The sequence below is a fragment of the Bradyrhizobium sp. BEA-2-5 genome (assembly GCF_032918025.1).
In the GTDB taxonomy this organism is placed as follows: Bacteria; Pseudomonadota; Alphaproteobacteria; order Rhizobiales; family Xanthobacteraceae; genus Bradyrhizobium; species Bradyrhizobium pachyrhizi.
Genome location: NZ_CP136629.1, coordinates 6,330,562 through 6,351,235 on the forward strand (window position 1 = coordinate 6,330,562; position 20,674 = coordinate 6,351,235).

At 66.0% G+C, this 20,674-nt stretch carries 17 protein-coding genes; 4 read left to right on the forward strand and 13 right to left on the reverse strand.

Annotation, left to right across the window (positions count from 1 at the left end):
- Positions 1-4: 4 nt before the first annotated feature.
- From RX327_RS29905 to RX327_RS29940, 8 genes are all read right to left on the reverse strand, one after another.
- Positions 5-1,045, reverse strand: coding sequence for a 2-hydroxyacid dehydrogenase (locus tag RX327_RS29905; RefSeq protein ID WP_050383698.1), 1,041 nt, complete (start codon positions 1,043-1,045; stop codon positions 5-7).
- Positions 1,038-2,618 carry an FGGY-family carbohydrate kinase gene (locus RX327_RS29910; RefSeq protein ID WP_050383699.1) on the reverse strand — a complete coding sequence of 527 codons (1,581 nt, stop codon included), beginning with the start codon at positions 2,616-2,618 and terminating at the stop codon, positions 1,038-1,040. The genes RX327_RS29905 and RX327_RS29910 overlap by 8 nt, the downstream gene beginning before the upstream one ends.
- A 2-nt stretch (positions 2,619-2,620) precedes the next feature.
- Positions 2,621-3,736, reverse strand: coding sequence for an ABC transporter ATP-binding protein (locus RX327_RS29915; RefSeq protein ID WP_410712096.1), 1,116 nt, complete (start codon positions 3,734-3,736; stop codon positions 2,621-2,623).
- A gap of 12 nt (positions 3,737-3,748) precedes the next feature.
- Positions 3,749-4,852 carry an ABC transporter ATP-binding protein gene (locus RX327_RS29920; RefSeq protein WP_050383700.1) on the reverse strand — a complete coding sequence of 368 codons (1,104 nt, stop codon included), beginning with the start codon at positions 4,850-4,852 and terminating at the stop codon, positions 3,749-3,751.
- Between the two features lie 4 nt (positions 4,853-4,856).
- Complete coding sequence (locus tag RX327_RS29925) at positions 4,857-5,714, reverse strand: carbohydrate ABC transporter permease (protein WP_018273209.1); 858 nt, start codon at positions 5,712-5,714, stop codon at positions 4,857-4,859.
- Between the two features lie 14 nt (positions 5,715-5,728).
- A complete protein-coding gene (locus RX327_RS29930; protein WP_193395192.1) occupies positions 5,729-6,658 on the reverse strand; it encodes a carbohydrate ABC transporter permease in 930 nt (309 codons plus the stop codon).
- Between the two features lie 117 nt (positions 6,659-6,775).
- Positions 6,776-8,215, reverse strand: a complete 1,440-nt coding sequence (locus RX327_RS29935; protein WP_028335671.1) for an extracellular solute-binding protein — start codon at positions 8,213-8,215, stop codon at positions 6,776-6,778.
- Positions 8,216-8,243: 28 nt separating this feature from the next.
- On the reverse strand, positions 8,244-9,260 hold the full coding sequence (locus RX327_RS29940; protein WP_050383702.1) for a sugar-binding transcriptional regulator: 1,017 nt from the start codon (positions 9,258-9,260) through the stop codon (positions 8,244-8,246).
- Positions 9,261-9,394: 134 nt separating this feature from the next.
- Here RX327_RS29940 and RX327_RS29945 point away from each other — a divergent pair, with 134 nt between their 5' ends.
- The 3 genes from RX327_RS29945 to RX327_RS29955 are packed head-to-tail and all read left to right on the forward strand — an operon-like array spanning position 9,395 to position 12,581.
- Complete coding sequence (locus tag RX327_RS29945) at positions 9,395-10,675, forward strand: FGGY-family carbohydrate kinase (protein WP_317247955.1); 1,281 nt, start codon at positions 9,395-9,397, stop codon at positions 10,673-10,675.
- The gene (locus RX327_RS29950) at positions 10,672-11,541 is read left to right on the forward strand and encodes a TIGR01459 family HAD-type hydrolase (RefSeq protein ID WP_317247956.1); all 870 of its coding nucleotides are present in this window, start codon (positions 10,672-10,674) and stop codon (positions 11,539-11,541) included. The genes RX327_RS29945 and RX327_RS29950 overlap by 4 nt, the downstream gene beginning before the upstream one ends.
- An 11-nt stretch (positions 11,542-11,552) precedes the next feature.
- Positions 11,553-12,581, forward strand: coding sequence for a class II aldolase/adducin family protein (locus RX327_RS29955; RefSeq protein WP_050383703.1), 1,029 nt, complete (start codon positions 11,553-11,555; stop codon positions 12,579-12,581).
- Between the two features lie 28 nt (positions 12,582-12,609).
- On the opposite strand, the gene ilvA is transcribed toward RX327_RS29955, so the two are convergent.
- The 5 genes from ilvA to RX327_RS29980 form a co-directional block, all read right to left on the reverse strand.
- Positions 12,610-14,151, reverse strand: a complete 1,542-nt coding sequence (gene ilvA / locus RX327_RS29960) for a threonine ammonia-lyase, biosynthetic (protein WP_050383704.1) — start codon at positions 14,149-14,151, stop codon at positions 12,610-12,612.
- A gap of 370 nt (positions 14,152-14,521) precedes the next feature.
- Entirely contained in the window at positions 14,522-15,712 is a 1,191-nt protein-coding gene (locus RX327_RS29965) for a Xaa-Pro peptidase family protein (RefSeq protein ID WP_317247957.1), read from the reverse strand.
- Between the two features lie 18 nt (positions 15,713-15,730).
- Positions 15,731-17,149 carry an MFS transporter gene (locus RX327_RS29970; RefSeq protein WP_050383706.1) on the reverse strand — a complete coding sequence of 473 codons (1,419 nt, stop codon included), beginning with the start codon at positions 17,147-17,149 and terminating at the stop codon, positions 15,731-15,733.
- An 18-nt stretch (positions 17,150-17,167) separates the two neighbouring features.
- On the reverse strand, positions 17,168-17,959 hold the full coding sequence (locus RX327_RS29975; RefSeq protein WP_050383707.1) for an alpha/beta fold hydrolase: 792 nt from the start codon (positions 17,957-17,959) through the stop codon (positions 17,168-17,170).
- Between the two features lie 11 nt (positions 17,960-17,970).
- Complete coding sequence (locus tag RX327_RS29980; RefSeq protein WP_050383708.1) at positions 17,971-19,590, reverse strand: FAD-dependent monooxygenase; 1,620 nt, start codon at positions 19,588-19,590, stop codon at positions 17,971-17,973.
- Between the two features lie 111 nt (positions 19,591-19,701).
- On the opposite strand from RX327_RS29980, the gene RX327_RS29985 reads away from it, so the two are divergent.
- Positions 19,702-20,598 (forward strand): LysR family transcriptional regulator, encoded by an 897-nt coding sequence (locus RX327_RS29985; protein ID WP_050383709.1) that lies wholly within the window; start codon positions 19,702-19,704, stop codon positions 20,596-20,598.
- Positions 20,599-20,674: the final 76 nt, after the last annotated feature.

Here is a 20,674-nt window from a genome sequence, read left to right on the forward strand (position 1 = left end):
CTCTTCAGCACGGATTGCGTGGCGGCTCGCCGGCCAGGAAGCGGCGAACCTCTTCGGCCGCCTGCACGGCGGCCACGGTGACGGTACGCACGGAGGCGCCGGCGATGTGCGGCGTCAGCGTGACGTTGGGGAGTTGCAAGAGCGGCCAGTCCGCCGGAACCGGCTCGACCGCGAAGGTGTCGAGCATAGCGCCGCCGAGATGCCCCGACGCCAGCGCATCATGCAGCGCTTCGTAGTCGACCAGCGGACCGCGCGCGGTGTTGATCAGGAACGCGCCCGGCTTGATCCGCGCCAGCGCCTCGCGCCCGATGAAACGGGTGGTCTCCGGCGTCACCCGGGCGTGCAGCGTGACGACGTCGGCGCGGCCGAGCAATTCGCCGAGCGCGACATGCTCGACGCCGTCATTGCGGTCCTGGGCGCTGAGCTGGACATAGGGGTCGGCGACCAGGATCTTGCAGCCGAAGGCCTTCAGCAGCTTGACCACGCGGCTGCCGATCGCGCCGTAGCCGACAATGCCGACCGTCATCTCGCCGAGCTCGCGCCCGGTACGGTCGGCGCGATAGAGATCGCCGCGCCATTCCCCGCCTCGCAGCGCCTCGTGACCGCTGCGGATCAGGCGTGTCTCGGCCAGAATGGCGCCGATCGTGAACTCCGCGACCGCACCTGCATTGCGGCCGGGCGTATTGACCACCAGCACGTTGTGGTCGCGCGCCGCCTGCATGTCGATGTTGACCGGGCCGCCGCGCGACACCGCGATGAACTTCAGCTTCGGCAGCCGTTCCAGCATCGACCGCGAGATCGGCGCCAGATGGGTGACGAGCAGTTCGGCATCGCCGATGAAACCGATGATCTCGTCGGGCTGCCCCATGAATTCCTTCAGGCCGTCGAGCTTCGAGCCGGCGTAACCGTGCTCCATCGGCTCGTCCGGCCAGGGCTGCTCCAGGGTGCGAATGTCGACGCCATCGCCGCAGGCCGATCGGATGTGCTCGGCGAACACCGAGGGCAGCATGAAGCGGTCGCCGACGATGGCGATGGACTTAGACATGATCGCCTCCGGCGCGCAGCGCGGCGAGTTGCTTCCAGACCGGCCGCGACGCCAGCCTTGCCTCGAGATAGGTCGGGAAGATGCTGGCATAGCGCTTCGCCAGCGCAGCGTCCGGCGATTGCGGGCTACTGAGATGCGGCGCGACCCACTGCCCGGCACAGGCGCGCATGTCGGGATAGGCATCGATCGCGACCGCCGCGATCATCGCAGCGCCCGCGGCGCCGGCCTCGGCGCGGCTGCAGATGCGGACGTCGCAATCCAGTGCGGCCCCGAGGATGGCACCAAGCGCACGGCTCTTCGCCGCGCCGCCCGTGATCCTGACGTCGCGCGGCAGCGAGCCCATCGCCGCATAGCAATCCCGCGCGGCGAAGGCCAAGCCCTCCATCACGCCGCGCATCAAGTCGCCATAGCGGTGACGCGAGCGCAGGCCGAAGAATTGCGCGCTGGCCTCATGCGCCACGAACGGACCGCGCTCACCGGCATCGGAAATGAACGGATGGAACAGCACCTCGCCGGGCCTGGCCCGCAGCACCTGATCGTCGAGCCGGCGGATCAGCTCGGCGCGCGTGCGCGTCACGCCTTCCGCCGCCAGCATGTCGCAGGCGAGATCGAGCATCCAGTCGATATTCAGCGTCGCCGCCATGTTGGACTGCATCTGAGCATAATGACCCGGCACCGGGAACGGCATGGTGTAGCCGGTGGCCTCCCGGTTCAGCGTCACCGCGTCGGCGCTCGGCACCAGCCGCATATGCATGCCGGTCGAGCCTATGATGGTGCAGCCGACATCGGGTGACGGATCGTAGAGCCCGGCCCCGAGCGCATTGCAGATCACGTCCACATAGCCGAGGCACACCGGAACTCCTTCCGGCAGGCCGATCTCGATGGCGGCGGCCGCTGTCAGCGGATGCGTCATGACCGCGCCGTCAACGACCGGCGGGAACAGGCGCGTCAGGTCGGCGATACCGATCAACCGCGCGGTCTCCGCATCGAAGGCACGCTTGCGGAAATCACCGCAGGAGAACGTGGCTTCCGACGGATCGGTTGCGCGTTCACCGGTAAGCAGGAAATAGAGCCAGTCCTTGCAGTGGAAGGCCGTTGTCGCGCGAGCGATCGTGTCAGGCATATGGGCCTGCAGCCACGCCAGTTGCGGCCCCTGCTGGCAGGCATTGAGCCCGGAGCCGGTGCGGCGGTAGAGGGCCGCGTTGCGCTCGCCGGCGCGAATCTCCTCGACCAGCCGGCCGGCGCGCGAATCCAGCCACAGCAGCGCCGGCGCAACCGGCCGGCCGTCGTCGTCGATCAGCCAGGTGCCGTCGCCCTGCCCGGTGACCGCGACGGCCGCGATCCGCGCCGACAGGTCAGGCACTGACTTCGCCAGCGCACGAATCACCGCGACCGTATCGCTCCAGGTTTGCGCCATGTCCTGCTCGACGTGGCCGCTGGCCGGGCTAACGTACGCGTTCGGCCGCGAGACATCGGCAAGCTGCTCGCCGGTCAGCGTGAACGCCACGGCCTTGATCAGGGAGGTGCCGGCGTCAATGCCGATGATGACGTCGCGGCTGGCCGAAGCGGTCATCGTCACGCTCCCTCCGCATGGCGAATGCAGGTCCCGTCGCCGCCGAAGATGTGCAGGTGACGCGGCTCCAGCGCGAACGAGACGATCTCTCCCGGCCGCGCGGCGACGCGGCCCGGCGTGACCGCGATCAGCATGCGGCCGCCGCAATCGCCGGCGACATGCGATTGATCGCCGAGCCACTGGTTGGAGACGACCTTGACCCTGACGTCACCGGTCCCGACCACGATCTTCTGCGGACGAATGCCGATCCGCACCTGCGGCGTGGCCGCGAGCGTCTTCGCCGCCTCAACGTCGAGTCCGGCGCCGGCGATATCGAAACGCATGTCGGTTCCGACCGACAGGCGGAAGCCGCTATCCGACCGCATCACCTCCGCGTCGAGCAGGTTCATCGGCGGCTCGCCAATGAAGCTTGCGACGAACAGATTGGCGGGCCGGCCCTTCAGCTCCTTCTCGCTGGCGAATTGCTGCAGCACGCCGCCTTCCATGACGGCGATGCGGTCGGCCAGCGCACTCGCTTCGGTCTGGTCGTGGGTGACGAAGATCGCGGTCATGCCGCGCTCGGCAAGCAGGCTCTTGATCCGGCCACGCAGCACCGCGCGCAGCTGCGGTTCGAGCTGCCCCATCGGCTCATCGAGCAGATAAAGATCGGCGTCGCGCACCAGCGCCCGCGCCAGCGACACGCGCTGCTGCTGGCCGCCGGAGATCGCGCGCGGATAGCTGTCAAGGATGTCCTCGATCTCGACCAGGCGGGCGATCTCGTCGACGCGGCGCGTTACCTCCGCGCGCGGCAGCTGGGCGGATTTCAGCGCGAACGCAATGTTCTCGCGGACCGTGAGCGGCGGATAGAGCGAGTAGCCCTCGAACGCCATCGCGACCTTGCGCCGCGCCGGCGGCAGCTCGTGGATCCGCCGCCCGCCGAGCGCGATCGATCCGGCGGAGACGTCCTCGAAGCCTGCGATCATGCGCAACGTCGATGTCTTGCCGCAGCCCGATGATCCCAACAGTGCGACGATCTCTCCCTTCTCGACCGCCATGTCGAGTGCGCGCACCGCATGCACCGGCTCTTTTCCGCGGCTGCGGTAGACCTTGTCGATGCCTCGAAGCTCGAGCATGTCCATGACCATCCGCTCCTATGCCGCCTTGAGCCGGTGCGACGCCCCGATCCGCAGCCCCGTCGCGCGATCGAACAGCATCGCGGCGTCGGGCGCGAAGCGAACGAAAACGGCATCGTCAGCCGCGCCTTGCGGTGCATCCGGCGGCAGCGCCGCCAGCCATTCCGTTCCGTCGGCAAGACGGAGCAGCAGCACCGCCTTCTCGTGCATCGGCGTGATCGCGAGAATGCGCGCCGGGATGGCGTCGTCGGTGGACGCGGACGAAACCGCGAGATCCTCCGGCCGGACGCCCAGCCAACATGCACCGGCCGGCGCTGCGCCATCGGCCGCCCCGAGCCGCATCCTGGCGCCGGCGACCGTGGCCAACAACATGCCGTGTTCCGCCACCGGCGATACCTCGGCGAGGTTGATGGTCGGATCGCCGAACAGGCGCGCGATCGCTACCGACGCGGGTTGGGCATAGATATCGGCAGGCGTCGCGACCTGCGCGAGCCGGCCGTCGATCAAGACTGCGATGCGGTCGGCGATCGCCATCGCCTCACGATAGTCCTGGGTCACGTAAAGCACGGCGGCAGTGCCGCGCCGCAGCAGATTCGGCAGCTCGAGCCGCATCTCGTAGCGCAGCTTGGCGTCGACATTGCGCAAGGGATCATCCAGCAGCAGGACATCCGGATTGCCGATCAGCGCCCGCGCCAGCGCCGTGCGCTGCTTCTGTCCGTTCGACAATTCGCGCGGCGCGTGACCGAGCACGTGCTCGATCTTGAGCAGCCTGCTGATCGCGGCAACGCGGCCGGCGACATCGCCGCCGCCGGCCCTGGCGCGCAGGCCGCTTGCGATATTGTCGCGGGCGGTCATGTGCGGGAACAAGGCAAAGTTCTGGAATGCCATGCCGATCCCGCGCCGCTCCGGCGGAGCACCGACCACCGAGCGGCCGCCGACGAGGATATCGCCGTCGTCGGGCTCGAACATGCCCGCGATCATGCGCAGCAGCACCGTCTTGCCGCTGCCGGACGGTCCGAACACCGCCACGATCTCGCCGGGTTCGACGGCCAGCGACAATCCGTCGGCGGGCCGTGCCGCACCGAATGCCTTGCTCACCGAGTTGATCTCGAGACGCGCCATCGGATCAGCCTTTCACCGCGCCGAGCGAGAGACCCTCGACCAGATAGCGCTGCGCATAGAGCGCGAGCAACAGGGTCGGCGTCACCGACAGCACGATCGCCGCCGCGATCTGGCCGTACTGGATTCCCGATGCGGTGACGAAGGCGAGCGCGCCGACCGTCACCGGCTGCTTGTCGGCGGAGGCCAGGATCAGAGCGAAGACGAAATTGTTCCAGCAGAAGATGAACGACAGCAGCCCCGCCGCGGCGATCCCCGGCCCAGCCAGCGGCACCGCGATTCTCGTGAAGGCCTCGCGCCAGGAATGCCCGGCCAGTCGGTAGGCATGCTCGATATCGGGGCTGATATCCTCGAAATAGCCGCGCACGATCCACAGGATCAACGGCAGCGCGATCAACTGATAGACCCAGACGATCCCGAAGTAGGTGTCGTTCAACCCGAGCTCCTGGTAGTACAGCGACAGCGGCAGGAGCACGAGCAGCGGCGGCGCAAAGCGGAACGACAGCAGCGTGAACGCAATGCTCTCGCCGAGGCGGAATTTGAAGCGCGCAAAGGCGTAGGCGGCCGGCACGCCGAGCAGCAGCGCCAGCAGCACCGCCGCGCTCGACAACACGACGCTGTTAAACAAATTGCGCATGAAGGAGATCTGCAGATTGCCGGCCGCGGTGCGCAGCTGGCCGGAGATCAGCGCCTCGTAATTGGCAAGCGTCGGCTCGAACAGGATCCGCGGCGGGATCCGCAGGATCTGCTCGTTGGTCTGGAACGACATCAGGAAGATCCAGACGATCGGAAACATGAAGAAGATCAGGATCAGCGTGAGCGCCACGCCGCGGAAGATGCGACCGGCAAGGCTGGAATGTTCCATCGCTCCTCTCCCCGTCACGTGTGGCCGTGCGCACGCGCGCGCAGCCGCAGCCAGTTCTTGATGAAGATGTTCGACAGGATGTTGGTGATCAGCCATAGGATCATCAACAGCGCCGCCGATCTGCCGACATTGGTGTACTGGAAGAACTCCAGATAGGCCTGCACCTGGAACACCATCAGCCGGTCACCCGGCCCGCCCTGCGTCATCGCATAGATGATGTCGAACTGCTGGATCGAATCGAGCAGCCGGAACAGCGACGCCGTGATGATGTAGGGCGCCAGCATCGGCAGGGTGATGCGGAAGAACACAAAGCTCGCCGGCACGCCGTCGAGTGCTGCGGCCTCGAACGGCTGCCGCGGCAGCGAGCGCAGCCCCGCCAGCAGCAGGATCATGATGAAGGGCGTGTAGACCCAGACATCGACCAGCACGACCGTGAACAGCGCACTCGATGGATCGGAGGCCCATTTGAAATCGGTGACGCCGAACAGGCCGACCAGATAGGACAGGATGCCGAAGCTCGGATTGGTCATCAGCTTCCACATCAGCGCGGCGATCGCCGGCGCCGTCATCAGCGGCAGCAGCAGCATGATCGACACCGCATTGTGGAAGCGGGTCGGCCGGCGCAGCAGCAGCGCGATGCCAAGACCGAGCAGCAGCTCGAGCACGACCGTGACCACGGTATAGGTGATCGAGACGCGGAACGTATTCCAGAACGCCGGGTCGGACAGGAAGTCGATGTAGTTTCCGGCGCCGATAAAGCCGCGCAGATGAGGCAGGTTCAGCCGGTAGCGCTGCAGCGAGTAGACCGCCGCGGTCACGAACGGAACCAGGATCGCCACGCAGACGAGCAGCGCCGGCAGGCTGAGCAGATAAGGCAAGAGGCGCACGCGCGGCCTTGGTTTGGCCGGCGTTGCCTGCGCGTTCGTCTGGAGAAGTTGGACCATGCTCATGATGATAAGAGATCGCGTTCGGCTGGCAAACGCCGCCGGCTCGGATGGGACAAGGGTCCGAGCCGGCGGATGGGTGCGGTGCGGGGGATCAGGCACCGCACAGTTGATCCGTCAGCCGAGACCGGCCTGCTTGAGCTGGCGGTTGATGCTGTCGGCGAGCTTGTCGAGCCCCTCGTCGACGCTGACCTCCTTGGCCACCATCTTCTGCAGCGAGGCGGCCCATTCCGTCGTCAGGTCGAAGAACAGCGGCTGCGCCGTGAAGTAGATCTTGGCGCCGGGCGACGACATGTCGTGCTGCTCGAGATAGCCGGGATAGGATTTCGCGATGCGGTCGCGGAATTCGCTGTCCTTCCACACCGATGCGCGAACCGGGTTGACGAAGTCCATCTTGCGCGCGCCGAACAGGTCGTGCTCGACGGATGCCGCCCACTGCATGAACAGCCAGGCCGCCTCCTTCTGCTTGGAGAAGCTCGACATCGCGAGCGACCAGATCCAGACATTCGGGGTCGGCGCCTTGGCGGCCGGATTGGCCGCGAACGGCGCATAGCCGAGATGCCCCTTCTCCTTGTTGTCGCCGCCGTTCATGAAATAGCCGAGAATGTCGGCGTCGAAGATCATGCCCGAGGCGCCGGCGCCGAGATCGGTGCCGACCTGGTACCAGGTGTAAGTCGACCAGTTCTTCGGGCCCGAGGTCTGGATCATCTTGACCCATTTGTCGTGGAAATCCTTCGAGGCCTTGGTGTTCATCGCGGCCTTCAGCTTGCCGCCCTCCATCACGAAATCCTTCTGGCCGAAGTTCGAATAGGCCGACAGGAAGCCGGGATGGATGGTCGCCCAGGAGCGCGAGCCCCGCACGCCGACGCCGTAGGGACCGCCGGCGTCCTTGGTGATCTTGGCCGCGACCTCCAGCATCTCGTCGAGGTTCTTGGGCGGCTTGACGCCCACCTTGTCGAAGACGTTGCGGTTGTAGGTGATGTTGTTGAGCTCATAGCCCCAGGGGATGCACCACTGCTTGGCCTTGCCCGAGCCGAGCTCGGAGCCGGCGACGCCGTCCCACGCGGTCGAGGCGCGCAGGCCCGGCAGCACGTCGTCCCAGGCGAAGGCCGGGTTGGTCTTGGCCGGATCCTTGATGTAGGTGTTGAGGTCTTCGATCCAGCCCGCCGGACCATAGGTCCAGGTCATGTAGGCGCCGGTCATGAAGGCATCGTACTGGTCCGACTTCGACGACAGCGCCGCCGTCACCTTGTCGAAATAGACGTCCTCCGGGAAGATGTCGTAGGTGACGTTCATGCCGGTGAGCGTCTTGAACGCCTCGATGTCGCCGATCATCGCATCGACATAGGGGTGCTTGTTGAGCAGCAGCTTGACGCTCTTGCCGCTCTGGGCCTTCCAGTTGAAGTCGGCGGCCATCGCCTTCGACATCGAGGAGGCGAAAGCGGCGTTGGCGGCGATGCCCGCGATGCCGAGCTTGGCGGCGCCGTCCAGGAGATCGCGGCGGCTGATGCGTTTGGCAGCGTAGGAGTCGAACAGATTCTTCTCGCGATCGAACATGTATTTCCTCTCCTTGTTGACGCTTGTTTTATGTGTCCTTCCGGGTCTTGCTTCTTGTCTTGCCGGATGTGGTCTCCGGCTTGTCGGTGGCGAGCGCCTTTGCGGTCGCTTCGTCGATGATGAGGCCGTGCAGAACGCCGCTGCGCAGCACGCCGCGCAGCGCGGTCACCTTGGCCGGCCCGCCGGCGATGGCGACGATCCGGTGCTTCCTGAGATCGGGCATGCTCATTGAGGTGGCGCGGGCCGACAGGTCGGTGTCCAGCACCGTTCCGTCGGCGCTGAAGAAATGCCCGAGCAGGTCGGCGCAGGCGCCGACGCGCTTCAGCTCGACGACCTCGTCGGGCTTGATCATGCCGCTCGACACCAGGAAGCCGTCGCGGCTGACCTGGCCGATGCCGACGAACAGCAGCGAGGCCTTGCGCGCCAGAGCGAACACGTCGGCGATGCCGAATTGCTGCATCAGAACGGCGCGGTCGGCGACCGAATTGGCGAACACCGGCACCGGCAGCAGATAGGCTTCCGCGCCGGTGCGCTCGGCGAGCTTGTGAATCACGTCGAACGGATTGGCGGCAAATTTCCGCGTCAGTCCGCCGAGCAGCGACACGAACTGCGCGTCGCGCGCAGGCGTCTGCGGCATCTGCTCGACGACGGCTGCAAGCGTGCGGCCATGACCGACGCCGATCACCTTGTCCTGGCCGCGCTCCAGGATCTGGCGCAGGAAGCTCGCGCCTTCCAGCGCCAGCGCCTTCAGCGGCAGATCGCCCTCGCCGAGATCAGGCGCGACGCGGCAGAACGAAAGGCCGAAGCGCTGCGCGATATCGTTCTCGAGCGCGACGCATTCGGCGACCGGTCCCTCGACGAACACGCGGATCATGCCCTCGCGGCTGGCGCGCGCGATCAGGCGATGCGCCTTGGTGCTCTGGATGTTGAGGCGATCGGCGACCTCCGACTGGGTGAGCCCCGCCGCGAAATACAGCCACGCCGCGCGCGTCGCGAGCGACGCCTCGCCGTCGATCACCGGCAACCTGTCGGGCGGGGGTGCCATATCAGGAAAAGTCCGCTTGCAAATTTCTTCACGTCCTGCAAAAAATTGCAGAGGCCGAACGGGGCGTCAATCCCCCAAACGTGCTGCAGCGCAACCAATGTCGTCGCGCGCGCACCAGAGAGCGATGAGGTCGCATGGGAGGTCTGTATCTCGGCATCGATGTCGGAACCGGAGGCGTGCGCGCCTGCGCAATCGATCCGCACGGCGGCATCCGCGGCGTCGCGTCCGTCGCGCTGCCGGCACCGCGCGTCGACGGCAACGCCATCGACCAAACACCGGAGCTGTGGTGGCAAGCCGCGACGGCGGCCATCCGCAAGCTGGGCGAGACCGTGGCTCTCGGCGACGTCACCCGCATCGTCGTCGACGGCACGTCGGGCACGCTGCTGCTGGTCGACGCCGCCGGCCGCCCCTGCTCGCCGGGGCTGATGTACAATGATGCCCGCGCCACGCGTGAGGCGACGCGCGTCGCGGCGGTCGCCCCGCGCGAGAGCGGCGCGCATGGCGCGAGCAGCGCGCTCGCCAAGCTGCTCTATCTGCAGAATGACGGCTATGTCGGCGATGCCCGCCACGCCGTTCACCAAGCGGACTGGATCGCCGGCCGGCTCGCGAACCATCACGGCATCAGCGACGAGAACAACGCGCTGAAGCTCGGTTACGACCCGGTCGCGCGCACCTGGCCATCCTGGCTCGAACAGCTCGGCGTGCGCGACGATCTGCTCCCCGAAGTGCTGGTGCCGGGCACGCCATTTTCCGAGATGGATCCGCAGATCGCGCGGTCGCTGGGGCTGCCCCCTACAGCGCAGGTCGCCGCCGGCACCACCGATGGCGTTGCGGCCTTCATCGCAACGCGCGCCGACCAGCCTGGCGATGCCGTCACCTCGCTCGGCACCACGCTGGTGGTGAAGCAGCTTGCGACCCAGCCGATCTTCGCGGCCGATCAGGGCGTCTATTCGCACCGGCTCGGCGAACGCTGGCTCGCCGGCGGCGCCTCGAACTCGGGCGGCGCGGCGCTGCTGATGCATTTCACCGCCGCCGAGATGGAGCGGCTGACACCTCAGCTGACGCCGGACCAGCCGACGGGGCTCGACTATTATCCGCTGCCAAAACCCGGCGAACGCTTTCCGATCGCCGATCCAGCGCTGGCCGCGCGGGTCACGCCGCGTCCGGCGGAAGATTGCCGCTTCTTCCAGGGCCTGCTCGAGGGCATCGCCTCGGTGGAAGCCCTCGCCTACCGCCAGCTGGCGCAGCTCGGTGCGCCGCGCCTGCGCCGCGTCATCGGCATCGGCGGCGGCGCGAAGAACGACGCATGGATCCGGATCCGGCACCGCGTGCTCGGCGTTCCCGTTTCGGTCGCCGAGCAGACCGAAGCAAGCTACGGCGCCGCGCTGCTCGCGCTGAACGGAGGCCCGCCATGAAGGCCGACGCGACCGCGATCGCCGGCCTTCACGCCATCGCCGACCGCTTCGATCATGTGCTGCTCGACCAGTGGGGCACGCTGCATGAGGGACTGGCGGTGTTCCCCGCGGCGCTGGAGTGCGTGGCGCGGCTGCGCGAAGCCGGCAAGCGGATCCTGATCCTGTCCAATTCCGGCAAGCGCGCCGGCAGCAACCAGCGGCGGCTCGCGACGCTCGGCTTGCCGTCCGACGCCTATGACGGCGTGCTGTCCTCGGGCGAGGTCACCTGGCGCGGCCTGCATGCGCGCGAGCAGGCGCCCTTTGCCGAGCTCGGACGCGCCTGCTTCCTGATCTCGCGCGACGGTGACCGCTCGATCGTCGACGGCACCGACCTTGTGGTGGTCTCGAACATGCGCGAGGCCGATTTCATCCTGCTCGGCGGTCTCGACGATGACGCGGCCGAGCCCGAGCGATGGCGTGAGCCGCTGGCAACCGCTGCCGCACGCCAGTTGCCGATGCTGTGCGCCAATCCTGATCTCGTGATGTTCGGCGTCGCGGGCCTGATCCCCGCGCCGGGCGCGCTCGCTGCATTCTATCATTCGCTTGGCGGCACCGTGCTGTTCGTCGGCAAACCGCATCCGCCGATGTTTGCCGCCGCGCTCGATCAATTGGGGCATCCGCCGCCGGAACGGATCCTCGTCATCGGCGACTCCCTCGATCACGATATCGCCGGTGGACGCACCGCCGGCATGCTGACCCTGCTGATCGGCTCCGGCGCCCACCGCGCGACGCTTGCGCAGGCGAGCGATCTGCCGCGGGCGATCAAGACCGTAGCCGGCACAGCGGCGCGGATGCCGCACTGGACGATGGACCATCTGACCTGGTGAGAACAGCCCCGATGCGACGGCCTCAAATGATGGATGAACTGCGCCGCATGTCGGCACGCGTCGGCAGGAATATCCTGCTGGTGCAAGGCGCCGGCGGCAATTCGTCGGTCAAGGATGGCGACGTGCTGTGGGTGAAGGCGTCAGGTACCTGGCTCGCCGATGCCGAGGACAAGGAGATTTTCGTGCCGGTCGCCTTATCGGCCGCGCGCGCGGCGCTGATGCATGGCGACGAACGCGTGCCGCTGGCGCCGAACGCCGGGACGACGCTGCGCGCCTCGATCGAGACCTCGCTGCATGCGTTGATGCCGCAGCGGATCGTGCTGCACGTCCATTCCGTCAACACCATCGCATGGGCGGTGCGCATCGACGCCCGCGACGAATTTGCCCGGCGCCTGGATGGATTGGCGTGGCGTTACCTCGACTATCATCACCCGGGGCTGCCGCTCGCGCGCGCCGTCAGCGCGGCGATCGCGCGGGATGCGGTCGACGTCCTGATCCTTGGCAATCACGGCCTGGTGGTCGGTGCAGACACTTGCGACGCGGCGGAGGCGTTGGTGGCCGACGTCGAGAGACGCCTCGCGCTGGAGCAGCGCAGCGCGCCGTCGGCAGATCATGACGCGCTCCGGACGATCAGTGCAGGCACCAATTATCGCCTGCCGCAGGATCCTCGCGGCCACGACATCGCCACCGACCGTTACAGCCGCGCGATCGCGACCAGCGGCTCGTTGTATCCCGATCACGTCGTCTTCCTTGGCCCGGGCCTGCCGGTCCTGGAGCATCGCGAGAAGCTGAGCGGCATGATCGCGCAGACCACCGCGAACGGACTGCCGCCGCCGGTTGCGCTTCTTGTCCCTGACCTCGGCAGCCTCATCCGCGAGGATGCGAGTGACGGCGCGGAAGCCATGCTGAGCTGTCTCGCATTGGTCACCTGCCGCCTGCCCCTGACCGCACGGGTCAACTATCTGACAGCAGAGAATGAGCATGCGCTGCTGAACTGGGACGCCGAGCGCTATCGCCAGCAACTGACGGCCGATCGCTGACCGTTGGCCAACAGAGACGCTCGCCGCTTCATCCCTTCTCGGCGGAGAGAAACAGGCGATAGGCCGGATTTTCGCTCTCGTTCCAGTAGGGATAGCCGAGCGCATCCAGCGCCTGAACGAACCGGGCGCGCTCGTGAGGCTTGACCTCGATCCCCGCCAGAATGCGTCCGTAGTCGGCGCCGTGATTGCGATAGTGGAACAGCGAAATATTCCAGTCCGGCGCCAGGCTCTCGAGGAATTTCAGCAACGCGCCGGGACGCTCTGGAAACTCGAAGCGGTAGATGACCTCGTCCTTGAGCAGCGGAGCGCGACCGCCCACCATGTAGCGCACATGGTCCTTGGCCATCTCATTCTCGCTCAGATCGAGGATCGGATAGCCTTCGCGCCGAAGCAGCTCCATGACTTCCCGCTTCTCGACCTCGCCGCGGCTCAGCGCGATGCCGACGAACAGTTGCGCCGGCGCGGTGGTCTCGGCAAAGCGGTAGTTGAATTCCGTGATCGCGCGCGAGCCGAGGATGCGGATGAAGTGCCGATAGCTGCCCGGCTTCTCCGGCACGGTCACGGCAAGCAGCGCCTCGCGATGTTCGCCGACCTCGGCGCGGTCGGCAATGGTGCGCAGCCGGTCGAAATTCAGATTGGCGCCGCTGTTGACGGCAATCAGGCTTCCGTCGCTCAGCGCGCCGCGCTCGGCATAGAGCTTGAGGCCGGCGAGCGCCAATGCCCCGGAAGGTTCGGCGACCGATCGCACGTCGTCGAAGATGTCCTTGATGGCGGCGCACATGGCATCGGTGTCCACCGTGACAACCTCGTCGAGCAGGTCGCGGCAGAGCCGGAAGGTCTCGGTTCCCACCTTGCGGACGGCGACACCGTCGGCGAACAGTCCGACCTGATCCAGCGCGACGACATTGCCCTTGGCGAGCGCGGCCGCCATCGACGCGGCGTCCGCCGGCTCGACGCCGACGACCTTGATCGACGGGTTGAGGAACTTCACGAAGGCAGCCACGCCGGCCGCCAGTCCGCCTCCGCCGATCGGCACGAAGATCGCCTCGATCGTATCGGGATGCTGGCGCAGGATCTCCATCCCGACCGTTCCCTGGCCGGCGATCACATCGGGATCGTCGAACGGATGCACAAAGGTCAAACCACGCGCGGCCTCGATCTCCCTGGCCTTGGTCTGTGCGTCGTCGAACGTATCGCCATGCAGGACAACGTCACCGCCCAAGCGCCGGACGGCCTCGACCTTGATGGCGGGCGTCGTCCTCGGCATGACGATCGTCGCCGGAATCCCAAGCTTGCGCGCCGACAGCGCCACGCCCTGCGCATGATTGCCCGCCGAAGCGCAAATGACGCCCAGCCTGCGCTGCGCGTCCGGCAGCCTGACGATCTTGTTGTAGGCGCCGCGAAGCTTGAACGAGAAGATCGGCTGGAAGTCTTCCCGCTTCAGCAACACCGTGCGCGACAATCGTTCGGAGAGCCGCGGCATGGGATCGAGCGGCGTTTCGACCGCCACGTCGTAGACCCGTGCGGTCAGGATGCTTTGGGCGTAGTCGCGGAGCGCATTAGAGGTCATCGGGTCGCTTCTGCCGATGGGAGGCAATCCTTATCGGTTGCACCTGCCCATCGTCGGCGCCGACCTGGCGAGCAGACGGCACGGAGCCGCCGCTACATCCAGCTCGAAGCATCGCACGGCCGAAGGCTCGAGTGAAGCCAAGACCGCCGGATCAATCGCCTGGCCGAGCGCATATGAAGTCATCTGGGCCGTCGCATGGGCGCCGCCAAAATATCGAAAACAACCCCATGCAAAGTAGCCGGCGGCGGCCGGCGTCGACCGGGCAACTTGACACGTCGGGCAATTCAGGGATATATTTCTAATATTCCGAACTTGACCCCGCAGATGAATCGGTGTCCCAGCCCAAAATGCCGCCCTGGCGTTGACCGCTTCACGCCATGAGACGCGATGAATTCCATTCCCTGCCATGGTCACCGGGCGCTTCCCAGCCCAATTCGGAGACGATCAGGGTGTCCTCGAGCTTGATGTAGCCGCGCGTTGGATGCAGCAGCGCGGTCTCGATCGAGATCACCATCCCGTGTTCCAGCGGCCGATCAGCGTCATACGGCGAATAAGGCACCGGACCTGTTGCAGTCAGGCGCGGCGCTTCGTGGCTGACGAGCCCAATGCCGTGTGCGGTGAAATCGAGCACGGCGCGATGCGGCGAGGCTTTGACGGCCGCCTCGCCCGCCGCGATGATGTCGCCACCCATGGCGCCCGGCCGGATCGCGCGCCGGGCCACCTGCTGGATGTCCTCGACCTGTTGCAGCAACTCGCGCAGCTCGCTGTCGGGCTCACCCAGGATGCCCATGCGGCTGAGGTCACCGATGTAGCCCCGGTAGTTTCCGCCGGAATCGATCGAGATCACGTCGCCTTGCTCGAGACGCTGGCTGGAAGGCGCGCGGTTATGGCTCTTGCCCGCGGCAATCAGGCAGTATTCGAAGACGAGATCGCGCTCCTGCTCCTCGCGGCGCAGACGGGCGACGACGTCGCTCTTGGTCATGCCCAGTGCGCAGCCCTTGAACGTGGCCATCATCGCATCGACGACCCGTTCGGAAGCCTCCCTGATCAGGTCCAGTTCGGCGGGAGATTTTACGGCACGAAGCCGTTCCAGCGTGAAATGGGCCTCGCGGAACTCGACGTCGCCAAGGCCGGTGCGCAGATGATCCCTGGCATCGGCCGGCAGGAAGGCTGCCTCGATGCCGATGCGCTTGGTGGAGCCCGCGAGCTTCCTCGCATGATCGATCGCAAGGCCGATCGCATCGATCGTTCCCCACGCCTCCGCTCTGACGGTCGGCGTCCATATCCGTCCGAGCTCGTGCTCGAACTTTTCCATGCGGTTGCCGATGTAGGCGGAATTTTCCGGGTGTCCTTTCTGATAGACGAACACCGGCAGATAGCGACTGGTGCCGATTGCCTCCATGACGTCGAAGAAGAAGAAGCGATATCCACCGAGCAGATACTGCACATTGTGACGCGAGGTGACGATCAGGACGTCGAGCCCCGCTTCATCCATCAGCCGATCGAGCTTTGCAGTATCGAACGGCGCCGCCGTTGCGATCGTGTCGAAAGCGTTGTCCATGGTATGACCTTTCGTCTTTCACTGTCCCGCGGCCGGTTTTGCGGCCAGCGATTTCGGTGCGGCGCTCGCGCCCGCGTTTTCGCCAAACAGAACCACCGGGCGCCCGTGCGGCTCAACGCCGAGGAACGTGAAGGCAAGGCCGATCAGGAGGCCCGCGCCGGCAAGAAAGCAGAACGCCGGCATCACCGCCGCGGCGGTCGCACTTGGATGCACGAGATTATCCGCACCGGCGATCAATGCGAGACACAGGGGACCTACGATCTTGCCAATCCCGTTCGAGAGCTGGGCAAGGCCGACCGCGCGTCCCGACAGCTGAACCGGGAAGATTTCCGCCGGATAGGGTCCGACGTTCGAAAATCCGCCATCGAAGAACACGGCGCCGACGATCAGGAAGACCAGGAACAGCGGCACCGAGCCGGCAAAGTCGTTGTGAAAATAGGCGGCGAGCGCAAGCGACACCGCGGTGCCATATCCCATCAACTGGCCACAGGGCTTGCGGCCGATCCGATGGGCGAGGAAGGCGAAGCCGGTCCGGCCGAACACGCCGGCGAGGCTGACATAGATGAACATCTTGGCCGCATCCTGGGGCGCGACGCCAAGCAGCAGCGCCACGATCGTCGGTCCCCACAAGAACACGCCGTAATTCGCCGTGCTGGCGCCGAACCAGATCAGGACTGTCAGCCAGAAGCGCCGCTGCTCGGCAAAGAGATCGGCAAATGTCGCCGGGCTCGCCGGCGGCAGCGCAGGCAGCACGAAGGACTCGCCACCGACCCGGTAGAGTTTCCGGATGCTCGCCTGCGCCTCGCGCACGCGGCCCTTGCTGATCAGCCAGCGCGGCGATTCCGGCATGACGATCATGGTCAGAATTCCGAGGAGGATCGGCAGGAAGCCGACTGCCGCCAATCCGCGCCAGCCAACCAGCGGCAGCAGGAAGCTCGCCGTCACCGACGCCGACAGCACGCCAAAGGCGACCGGGACGACCACGAGACTCGTGACCAACGTGCGATGGCGGGTCGGTGCGAATTCGACGATAGCAGGAACCGCCGCCGCCGCGCCGGCGGCAAGGCCGAAGCCGACGAAGAAGCGCAGGATCGCAAACGCAACCCAGCCGTCTTCCGGAATGAACGCGATCGCGCCCGAGGTCAGGCCGCAGAGCAGAACACCTGATATCGCCAGCGGCTTGCGCCCGAAACGATCCGCGAGGATGCCCGCGACGAACGCTCCCAGCATCGCTCCGATGCCGGCGCTCATCAGCATGATCGACGTCTGCCCAAACGTCAGGTGCCATTTCGGCGCCAGCACCGAGACCAGGAATCCGACCACAAAGAAATCGAAGAAATCGACCACGCCGGTGACGGCGAAGATGATGATCGATAGCCAATAGCGCGTCGTTACCGGCGCTTCGTCGAACGGCACTGCGCTCGTTTGTTCCGCCATGGTCTCCCCCTGTTGTTGTCAAGCCGCCTTCTTGTTTGAATTCAGAAATGCCGTCACCGCCTCCGCCACACGTTCGGTGGCCTGGATCGACGCGACATGGCCGACGCCTGCGATGATCTTCGTCTCGACGCGCGCAAGATCGCGGGCGAGCGCAAATGTTTCCGCGTTCGGGATCAGCCGGTCATCACCGCCCGCCAGCAAGAGCGTCGGGCGATCAAAGCCGGTCAGATCGGAGGCGACAGGCTGCGCAAGCAAGGCGCCGCGGCGCGCCTTCTGGCCCTCGTCGCGGCTGGAGCCGCGGAAGATCTCGATCAGCTCAGGCCGCGTGCGCAGGTATGCTGGCGGGAAGAAGAACTCGGCAATCTTCGACGCATTGGCGATGGTATCCGCGCGCCAGGAAGCGAGCTTGCGGAAGGCATCCGCATTGACGTCGAGCGGGCTTCTGTTGACCTTCCAGGTGCTGCTCAGGATCAGGCGGTCGATGCGGTCGGGATGACGGGCCGCCAGCACCTGCGCGATCTGCCCACCCAGCGAGGTTCCGAAGACATGGGCACGATCGTAACCGAGCCCTCCGATCAAGGCCGCGGTGTCGTCGGCCAAATCGGCCAGCGAATAGGATGACGGAGGGTTTCGGGTGGCACCGGAGTCGCGCTGGTCATAGGCGATCACCGTGAAGTTCTCCGCAAGGACAGGCGCAAGGCCGTCAAACATCGCATGATCAGCCTCGCCGCCATGCAACAGGACGATCGGATCGCCGCGCCCGGTTTTCTCAAACGCCGTGACGACGCCGTTGGATTCGAACGATTGCATCGGGGTCCCCGCTAATGCAGCAGCGTTGAAAGCGCGCCGGCCAATTCCTTCGCAGGATCCGATGGCAGCCACGGCATCCGCCACGCCACATGTCCATCGGGGCGCACCAACACGGCGCCGCGCATGCCGAGCTGGAATCCATCCGCCGGATCGGCTGAGGGCAACTGCTTCAGCGACAACGGCAAGGCGGTCTTCTCGGATACCTGTTTTCCCGCTTCCAGCCACTCACTGCCGAGTGGGCCCGCGACGACGGTGAACTGCTTGTCGAACCAGTCGAGCGTCGATTTCTTGCGCGAAGGCTCCAGCCACATGTGCGGAAATCGCGCGCCGGGACGATCCGTCGGCGTGTAGTAGCGGGAGTTCAAGGCCTTCGCGACGGTGCCATCGGGGATCACCGCGCCCTCCTCGTAATTGTGGCCGAGGTTCTGCCCGATGCTGTGCAGGTGATTGTCCATGTCGTTGATCCAGAACCTGATCCGGTCCGGATTGCGCGATCGCACGGCATCATCGGTCAGCCCGAATCTCAGCCGATTGCCGTAGCTGAAATTGGCATTGGATTGCGCGATCGGACGTCGCTCGCTGGAATAGCTCTCGAGCAGCTTTTCGTCCGCAAGGCCCTTCAGCACGAAGGCCAGCTTCCACGCGAGGTTATGCGCGTCCTGAACGCCGGAGTTCAGGCCGAATCCGCCGGTCGGCGGAAAACGGTGCGCGCAGTCGCCGACCAGAAACACCCGGCCCTTTCGAAAGGTCTCGGCCACCTGCATGCTGACGCGCCAGATCGAGCGGTTCAAAAGCGTGACATCGAGATCGGGAATGCCGACATGGCCGCGCGCGATCTCGATGAACTCCTGGTCGGTCCAAGGCCGCTCGCGATCGTCCTTGGTCAGGCCGATTTGCGTCACCGTCAGCCAGCGATCGCGGCCATTGGTGTTCAGGATACCGGCGCGCGGCAGATCGGGCCTGTCCGGGACGATGATGAAACCGGCGGCCTCGCGCGCGATCGGCAGCCGCGACAGATCGGCACGCCAATACTCGTTCGACATCACCGCCAGCGTCGAGGGCCCAACCATCTCGATCCCCGCGCTGCGCCGCGTCTGGCTGCCCGCGCCATCGGCCGCGATCAAATATGTCGCCGTCCACTGCGTCACTTCGCCGGTCTTTTCGCAACGTGTCGTGACGTTGACGCCGCTGTTGGTCTCCTCGAACGATTCACAGGCCGTGTTGAACAGGACTGTGGCGTGCCTGGACTTTTCGACCACCCGCAGGATTTCCTCCTCGACGGCGTCCTGGGCGACCAGGCTCTTCCAGGCGGGGGTATGACCGACATTCGGTTCGGGGCGGGTGCGGCCGAACTCGTGGCCCGCGATGCTGTCGAGGAACACGAACATGTCGGAATTGTCCTGCAGGCCGCGGTCGCGGATCGCCTGCTCGATCCCCCACTGCCGGAAGATCTCCATGGTGCGGACCCAGCAGCCGCGCGACTTCGGATGATCCGTCGTCGTCGGGCTCTTCTCGACCACCACGCAGTCGATGCCGAAGCGATCGAGCAGCAGCGACATCGCAAGGCCGACCGGCCCGCCGCCGGCGATGAATATGGACGTCTGGCGTGCCTCATCGGTGGCGATGCCCATCCTCGTCTCTCCTCCGTTTGATCGTTGCGAGGAGACTGCTCCTTTTTTGGTATCTCACAAGAATATGTTTGATATGGTATCCATCTCGATTTGAGATGGAGTGTGCCCGCCATGGACCTGCGGCAGATCCGCTATTTCGTCGCCGTCGCCGAGCGGGGCGGCTTTGCCGCTGCAGCGAGCACGCTGAACGTCGCCCAGTCGGCACTCAGCCGCCACGTCAAGGAACTCGAGGACGAATTGGGCGGCGCCTTGCTCGAACGCGGCGCGCGCGGGGTCTCGGTCACGGAATCCGGCAAGGTGCTGCTCGCGCGCGGACGCTGGCTGCTCGGCACAATCGACGACATCAAGGCCGAGGTGCGCACGGAAAATCGCGAGCCCAGCGGAACGGTGCGGATCGGCGCGCCGCCGAGCCTCGGCGATATCCTCTACCCGCCGCTGGCCCAGACCTTCGTGAAGCAATTTCCACGCGTGCGACTCGAACTGAGCGAGGGCCTGACGGAAAGCGCATCCGAACGCCTACTACGCGGTGAACTCGATCTGGCGATCGTGACGACGCCATCCCCCAACGATCACCTCGACTACGAACTGCTGGTCATCGAGCAGGTGTTCCTGATCGGGCCGTCGCGCGACCCGCTGCTGAAGCGCGGCCGGCTGACCCGCAAGGAATTCGACGCCCTGCCATCCGCGGTGGCCCCGCTCAGCCGCAACCCGTTCCCGTCGACCATGCTCTGCGCGGTGCGGGTCGATAACAGCACACCGATGAAGCGCATGGTGGCATCTGGCCTCGGCTACGCGCTGCTACCATTCTCCGGCATTCACCAGGAGGTGGCTGCCGGCGTGCTGTCGGCGGCGCTGTTGCCGTGGATGCGCGCCGAGCGCGTGCTGGCGCTGCCGCGCGGACGGCCCGTGAGCCGGGCCACGCGTGAAGCGATTGCCGCGCTGAAGAAGATCTGCCGCGCCCTGATCGACGAGGGAATCATCCTGACCTCGCCGGCGCGCAAGAGCTGAACCCGCCGCTCCACGCAAGCGGTCTGCTCATTCCTCCCTGTAGCCCGACGCACGGGCCGTATCCGTTGCGTCCGGC

Coding starts and splice junctions, on each gene's coding strand:
- RX327_RS29905 (WP_050383698.1), bottom strand. CDS start 1,045: ATGTCTAAGTCCATCGCCATCGTCGGCGACCGCTTCATGCTGCCCTCG.
- RX327_RS29910 (WP_050383699.1), bottom strand. CDS start 2,618: ATGACCGCTTCGGCCAGCCGCGACGTCATCATCGGCATTGACGCCGGC.
- RX327_RS29915 (WP_410712096.1), bottom strand. CDS start 3,736: ATGGACATGCTCGAGCTTCGAGGCATCGACAAGGTCTACCGCAGCCGC.
- RX327_RS29920 (WP_050383700.1), bottom strand. CDS start 4,852: ATGGCGCGTCTCGAGATCAACTCGGTGAGCAAGGCATTCGGTGCGGCA.
- RX327_RS29925 (WP_018273209.1), bottom strand. CDS start 5,714: ATGGAACATTCCAGCCTTGCCGGTCGCATCTTCCGCGGCGTGGCGCTC.
- RX327_RS29930 (WP_193395192.1), bottom strand. CDS start 6,658: ATGGTCCAACTTCTCCAGACGAACGCGCAGGCAACGCCGGCCAAACCA.
- RX327_RS29935 (WP_028335671.1), bottom strand. CDS start 8,215: ATGTTCGATCGCGAGAAGAATCTGTTCGACTCCTACGCTGCCAAACGC.
- RX327_RS29940 (WP_050383702.1), bottom strand. CDS start 9,260: ATGGCACCCCCGCCCGACAGGTTGCCGGTGATCGACGGCGAGGCGTCG.
- RX327_RS29945 (WP_317247955.1), top strand. CDS start 9,395: ATGGGAGGTCTGTATCTCGGCATCGATGTCGGAACCGGAGGCGTGCGC.
- RX327_RS29950 (WP_317247956.1), top strand. CDS start 10,672: ATGAAGGCCGACGCGACCGCGATCGCCGGCCTTCACGCCATCGCCGAC.
- RX327_RS29955 (WP_050383703.1), top strand. CDS start 11,553: ATGCGACGGCCTCAAATGATGGATGAACTGCGCCGCATGTCGGCACGC.
- ilvA (WP_050383704.1), bottom strand. CDS start 14,151: ATGACCTCTAATGCGCTCCGCGACTACGCCCAAAGCATCCTGACCGCA.
- RX327_RS29965 (WP_317247957.1), bottom strand. CDS start 15,712: ATGGACAACGCTTTCGACACGATCGCAACGGCGGCGCCGTTCGATACT.
- RX327_RS29970 (WP_050383706.1), bottom strand. CDS start 17,149: ATGGCGGAACAAACGAGCGCAGTGCCGTTCGACGAAGCGCCGGTAACG.
- RX327_RS29975 (WP_050383707.1), bottom strand. CDS start 17,959: ATGCAATCGTTCGAATCCAACGGCGTCGTCACGGCGTTTGAGAAAACC.
- RX327_RS29980 (WP_050383708.1), bottom strand. CDS start 19,590: ATGGGCATCGCCACCGATGAGGCACGCCAGACGTCCATATTCATCGCC.
- RX327_RS29985 (WP_050383709.1), top strand. CDS start 19,702: ATGGACCTGCGGCAGATCCGCTATTTCGTCGCCGTCGCCGAGCGGGGC.